Source organism: Anaerotignum sp. (assembly GCF_031981185.1).
GTDB lineage: Bacteria > Bacillota > Clostridia > Lachnospirales > Anaerotignaceae > Chakrabartyella.
Window position 1 is genome coordinate 125,895 of sequence record NZ_DALYUL010000002.1, and the last position, 5,042, is coordinate 130,936.

At 40.4% G+C, this 5,042-nt stretch carries 7 protein-coding genes; all 7 read right to left on the reverse strand.

Annotated features, from left to right (window positions below):
• Nucleotides 1–119 precede the first annotated feature (119 nt).
• Nucleotides 120–557 (reverse strand): electron transfer flavoprotein subunit alpha/FixB family protein, encoded by a 438-nt coding sequence (locus tag RTK36_RS16455; protein ID WP_331654907.1) that lies wholly within the window; start codon nucleotides 555–557, stop codon nucleotides 120–122.
• A 17-nt stretch (nucleotides 558–574) separates the two neighbouring features.
• Nucleotides 575–1,117, reverse strand: a complete 543-nt coding sequence (locus RTK36_RS16460; RefSeq protein WP_331654908.1) for an electron transfer flavoprotein subunit alpha/FixB family protein — start codon at nucleotides 1,115–1,117, stop codon at nucleotides 575–577.
• 21 nt (nucleotides 1,118–1,138) lie between these two features.
• Nucleotides 1,139–1,942 (reverse strand): acryloyl-CoA reductase electron transfer subunit gamma, encoded by an 804-nt coding sequence (acrB, locus tag RTK36_RS01625; RefSeq protein ID WP_312043639.1) that lies wholly within the window; start codon nucleotides 1,940–1,942, stop codon nucleotides 1,139–1,141.
• A 15-nt stretch (nucleotides 1,943–1,957) separates the two neighbouring features.
• A complete protein-coding gene (acrC, locus tag RTK36_RS01630; protein WP_312043641.1) occupies nucleotides 1,958–3,103 on the reverse strand; it encodes an acryloyl-CoA reductase in 1,146 nt (381 codons plus the stop codon).
• Between the two features lie 368 nt (nucleotides 3,104–3,471).
• Nucleotides 3,472–4,029: a type II secretion system protein GspM gene (gene gspM, locus RTK36_RS01635; RefSeq protein ID WP_312043643.1), complete on the reverse strand. Its 558-nt coding sequence runs from the start codon at nucleotides 4,027–4,029 to the stop codon at nucleotides 3,472–3,474.
• A complete protein-coding gene (locus RTK36_RS01640; RefSeq protein WP_312043646.1) occupies nucleotides 4,026–4,631 on the reverse strand; it encodes a hypothetical protein in 606 nt (201 codons plus the stop codon). Before RTK36_RS01640 ends, gspM begins: the two co-directional genes overlap by 4 nt.
• Before the next feature lie 12 nt (nucleotides 4,632–4,643).
• Nucleotides 4,644–5,042, reverse strand: a 399-nt coding sequence (locus tag RTK36_RS01645; protein ID WP_312043647.1) for a pilus assembly protein PilM, incomplete at its 5' end; no start/stop codon positions are given.

Sequence of the window (5,042 nt, forward strand, 5' to 3'; positions counted from 1 at the left end):
TAAAATCATGGTACAAAAAGGTCCATTTAATGCTGATGTAAGGTCCACGACCTTTAAACCTTCCAGCGCTTTTTTCATACGATTCCTCCCCGATCAATTGAAAACTTATGATTTATAATCTAAGCATTTTTACCTTCCTTGATTGCTTCAATCATCATTGGTACAATTTTAAATAAATCTCCTGTAATGCCATAATCGGCACAATCAAAAATGGGCGCAGTTTCGTCTTTATTCACCGCAATGATCAATTCTGAATCTTGCATACCTGCCTTATGCTGAATGGCACCGGAAATACCAAGGGCAACATATACCTTAGGATGTACGGTTTTTCCCGTCTGCCCAACCTGATGATCCGCAGGAAGCCAACCGGAATCTATTACCGCACGAGAGCCGCCAACAACACCATTTCCAAAAGCATCCGCCAGCTTTTCTGCCAGGGCAATTCCCCCTTGAACATCCTTGCTGATTCCACGTCCAACAGAAACAATAATTTCGGCACCAATTAAATCAACAATTTTTTTGGTTTCTTTTACAATATTAATTACTTTTGACTTCAAGTCCTCAACTGTTAAAGTTACATGGCGTGTAACAACCTGACAAGCCTCCGCCAGCTCTTGGCTAAATTCCGCTTTTTATCCTCCATGGGAAAGGTCATAGAAGATATATCCAATGTGGATGAGGTAGAAAGAAACTCTACATATTTGTTCATATCAATATCCAAATGGGTACAATCTGCCGTTAAACCCGTATGTAGGCGGGCCGCACATCTGGGACCCAAGTCACGGCCAATATTTGTTGCACCAATCAAAATAACCTCAGGTTTTTCCTCCATAACCACATCACAAAGCACCTTGGCATAAGCATCTGTGGTATAAAATTTCAATTCAGGATGATCGCAAACAATCACTTTATCCGCGCCATATCCACCCAGTTCTTTTGCAATCTCACTTACTTCATGTCCCAGTAAAATGCCTACCAATTTTGAGCCCCGCTCGTCAGCCAGCTTTCTGCCTTCCGAAATCAGTTCAAAATCTGTATTTACAAGCTTTCCTTCTCTCTGTTCGCAAAATACCCAAATATCTCGAAACGAATTTATATCAGCACTGTTAAAAGCCATACTCAGCCCATCTCCCTTCGGTTAAATGACATGCTTCTTCATTAATCTGTCCACCAAATCATCTACTTTTTCTTTGTCCGTTCCTTGAAGCATCACGCCTACACCTTTTTGCGGAGGTGTAAAGGATTTAAATATATTTGTAGGAGAGCCTTTCAGACCGATAGTATCCAATTCGATTAGGGGTTCGTCCTTAAGGGCTTCAAAATCCACTACCAAAAGAGGCTTGCTGTAGCACTCCATAATTCCGTTTAATGTCATATAGCGTGGTTTCACAGCCTTATCTTTCATGCAGGTAATCAAGCAGGGCGTTTCCACCTCAATCATCATATAGCCATCTTCCAGCATACGCTTTACCAAAACCAAATCTCCGCTTTTTTTAATCCCTGCTCCATAGGTCACCTGAGGAATACTCAATTTCTCTGCAATTTGAGGGCCAACCTGTGCCGTATCTCCATCTATTGCCTGTCTGCCACAAAAAATCATATCCTCAGTGGATAGCCCTAATTTATGTATCGCCGCCGATATTATTTGAGAGGTGGCAAAGGTATCGGAACCACCAAATTCTCTGGCAGAAATTAAAACGCCATCATCAGCACCCATTGCAATAATTTCCCGCAACATTCCCTCCGCAGGTGGGGGACCCATGGTGACCGCTGTAACTTGACAACCTGTTTCGTCCTTCAGCTTTAAGGCTTGCTCAATGGCACTCATGTCATCGGGATTGATAATTGCCGCCATTGATGCTCTGTTTAAGGTGCCATCGGGGTTTACAGCAACCTTTCCCGATGTATCCGGAACTTGTTTTACACAAACATAAATTCTCATGGTTTATACTCCTCCCTATCTTTTCATTACCTCTCTGGCGATTACAACCTTATGTATTTCCGAAGTGCCTTCATAGATCTCCGTAATTTTTGCATCTCGATACATACGCTCTAACGGATAATCTTTCATATAGCCATATCCACCATGAATCTGCAATGCTAAGTTGGTAACAAAGCGTGCATTTTCCGAAGCATTTAATTTACACATAGCCGATTCCTTAGTAAAAGGCTTACCGGCATCCTCTAGATATGCCGCAAATTCAACCAACGCCCTTGCAGCAGCTGTTTTTGTTGCCATATCCGCAATATACCACTGAAGCCCTTGCAAATTGGCAATGGGCTTTCCAAACTGAATGCGCTCATGAACATATTTCACGGATAAATCAATGGCTCCCTCTGCAATCCCAATTGCCTGAGCGCCAACGCCGATTCTAGCTCCATCCAAAGCCTCCATGGCAATTTTAAAACCTTTGCCCTCCTTGCCAAGAAGATTTGCGGCTGGTACACGGCAATCTTCAAAAATGAGCTCCGCCGTTTCTGACCCTGCAATACCCATTTTGGATTCAACTTTGCCAATGCTAAAGCCAGGCGTTCCCTTTTCTACGATGATTGCAGACATTCCTTTTAATCCTTTTTTGGGCTCTGTCAGCGCAAATATAACAAGCACACCTGCTCTTCCTCCACCGGAAATAAAGCATTTTGTTCCATTTAAAACATACTCATTTGTCTGAGGATCAAGAATGGCTGTTGTTTTTACCGCACCTGCATCAGAACCGGCATTAGGCTCCGTCAGAGCAAATGCACCAAGCTCTCCTCCTTTTGTCAATCGAGGAAGATATGCTTCCTTTTGTTCCTTTGTACCATATTTATAGATAGATTGAGGTGCTATCAAATGAATAGATAAGATGGAAGCAGACGCCATACACTTTTTTCCAAATTCCGAAACTGCAATAACCTTTTCCAATGTGCCACCGCCAGAACCACCAAATTCCTTAGGAATACCGATTCCAGTCAGTCCGATTTCTGCCATCTTTTTAAAATTCTCGGCAGGGAAAACATGTTCACGATCAATTTCTTCTGCAACGGGCTCCAATTCCGTTTCCGCAAATTGGCGTGCAAGCTTTTTCAACATTTCTTGTTCTCTCGTTAATGAAAAATCCATTCTTTTCATCCTCTCTTCCTTGATTGTCAATAGAAACATTGCATGATGCATTTTGGCTCATATGCTTTCCTTCCAAAAAAGTTGCTTCAATCCTTCCCTTTTTGTTCTCATATTTTAGTTATAGCCCATACAATCACTGGAATGTCAATATGCCATATGAATTAATAATTTTAATTTTTAGAGTTCTTTTTTCAAAACCTTCCCTCGCAGCAACTTATTTCCTTTTTATGTAAAATAACTGAATCAGCATTTTCCTGCCTTTTTCATAAATAGGATAAGATGTAACCCCAAAAACAATTAGAAATAAAAAAAGCAGGCATAAATGCCTGCTTTTTAGAATCTTCTTTGTACTTTTTTCCAACTTTATTTTACTTAGCCTTCTTTTCAATAAAAATTACCGTCATGGTAACCTTAACAGGATGATTCACAATATCAGCATCTTGATATTCAAGGTTATCAACACTGATATTATCTATCACACATTTAAACGGACTGGTATATATTTTGTCAATAATCTCTCTAGCAGCAGAATAGTTTCCACAGTCAAACTCCACATCTATAGGTCTATACAGCAAGCCATTCTCCTCTGTTGTTGGTGAGAAGGACAGCTTATAATCTGTTGAACTGCTTAGAAAAGCATCCATTTGCCGCATTACATTCTCCAAGTTATTATAATTGGGTATCACTGTCTTAAATCCGTCGGAGGAAGATGCGGCCTCGATTTTTTCCCGCATCTCTTTAATTTTCTTCATCTTTGCCATTTCCAGCATAATATCGTCCTGCACCGAAGCCGCTTTTTCATTTGCGGCGGAGATACGATTGATAGAAGGAAGGGCCACCGTAAAGTAATATAACGCGGAAAATAGTATCAAAACCAAAACCACCAACAATACTTTCTCACGCTTTGTAAAAGACTTAAATATCATTGCCCCTCGCCTCCTTCCTCATTGGAATCCACCTTGATTTCATCCACAGCAAGGATAATGGTCATTGTAGCAGTGGTGAGGGAGCCGCTTTCACCATCAGTGCTGGCAGTATAAATTTGTACGTTGGAAACAAAACTATTTGTCATTAGGTCTGTATAAATTCCGGAAACCTGATTTAAGGTTACCCCTGAAATTCTGACAGTTATAATATCATCCATAACATTAAAGGATTCAACCTTGGCTTTGGAAATCAAATACTGATTCACAATTTCAAGCCTTTGAGACAACGTTGCAATCACTGGTGAGGTGATGCTTAAAGACACACTTTCGTTATATTTCTTCAAAACATCCTCATAAACAGAATTTGCTTCTTTCATTTGATTCAATTGCTCTTGGGCCTGCTGTGCACTTGTCTCAGCCTGATTCACTGAATGTCGCAAATCCAAAACGCCTAATTTTAAAAAGCCCAAAAAACAGATAAGTACAAAAATTCCTATGGGCAGTATTGACTTTCTATCTACACTTTTTGCTTCCCGAACCGCAAAGTTAATATTTGTTTTGGTCGGGTATTTCACTCCAATTTTTTTATCCAATATCCCCAAACAGCTCACCCCCTATTGCAAAGTCGCTCCAATTGCTCCACAAATTAATTCCAAGTTTTCGTCCTGCCCATTTTCGGGCATTAATTTAGCAATACTATGACAGCGCACTTCCAATGTTGAGCGAATCATTTCCATCAGCGACGTAACTTTTGCCAATCCTCCACAAAAATAAACGTCCTTTAATTCGCTGTTGGGATTATTATAATTATAGAAGTTTATGGAACGGAATAATTCAACAATCATCTTTCCATAAAGCTCTTTGCAAGCCTCTGCTTCTTGCACATCATTGTAGTTTTTCATTTTATAAGAAGAAGCAATATGTATATCCACATCCAACTCTTCGGCAATCACAGAATCTACGGCTCCGCCCCCATACTCAATTACCCTAGTGGTTTCGTAAACACTTCCCTT

Excerpts from the sequence above, each read along its gene's own strand:
- RTK36_RS16460 (WP_331654908.1), bottom strand. The coding sequence starts at position 1,117 with ATGGCTTTTAACAGTGCTGATATAAATTCGTTTCGAGATATTTGGGTA.
- acrB (WP_312043639.1), bottom strand. The coding sequence starts at position 1,942 with ATGAGAATTTATGTTTGTGTAAAACAAGTTCCGGATACATCGGGAAAG.
- acrC (WP_312043641.1), bottom strand. The coding sequence starts at position 3,103 with ATGGATTTTTCATTAACGAGAGAACAAGAAATGTTGAAAAAGCTTGCA.
- gspM (WP_312043643.1), bottom strand. The coding sequence starts at position 4,029 with ATGATATTTAAGTCTTTTACAAAGCGTGAGAAAGTATTGTTGGTGGTT.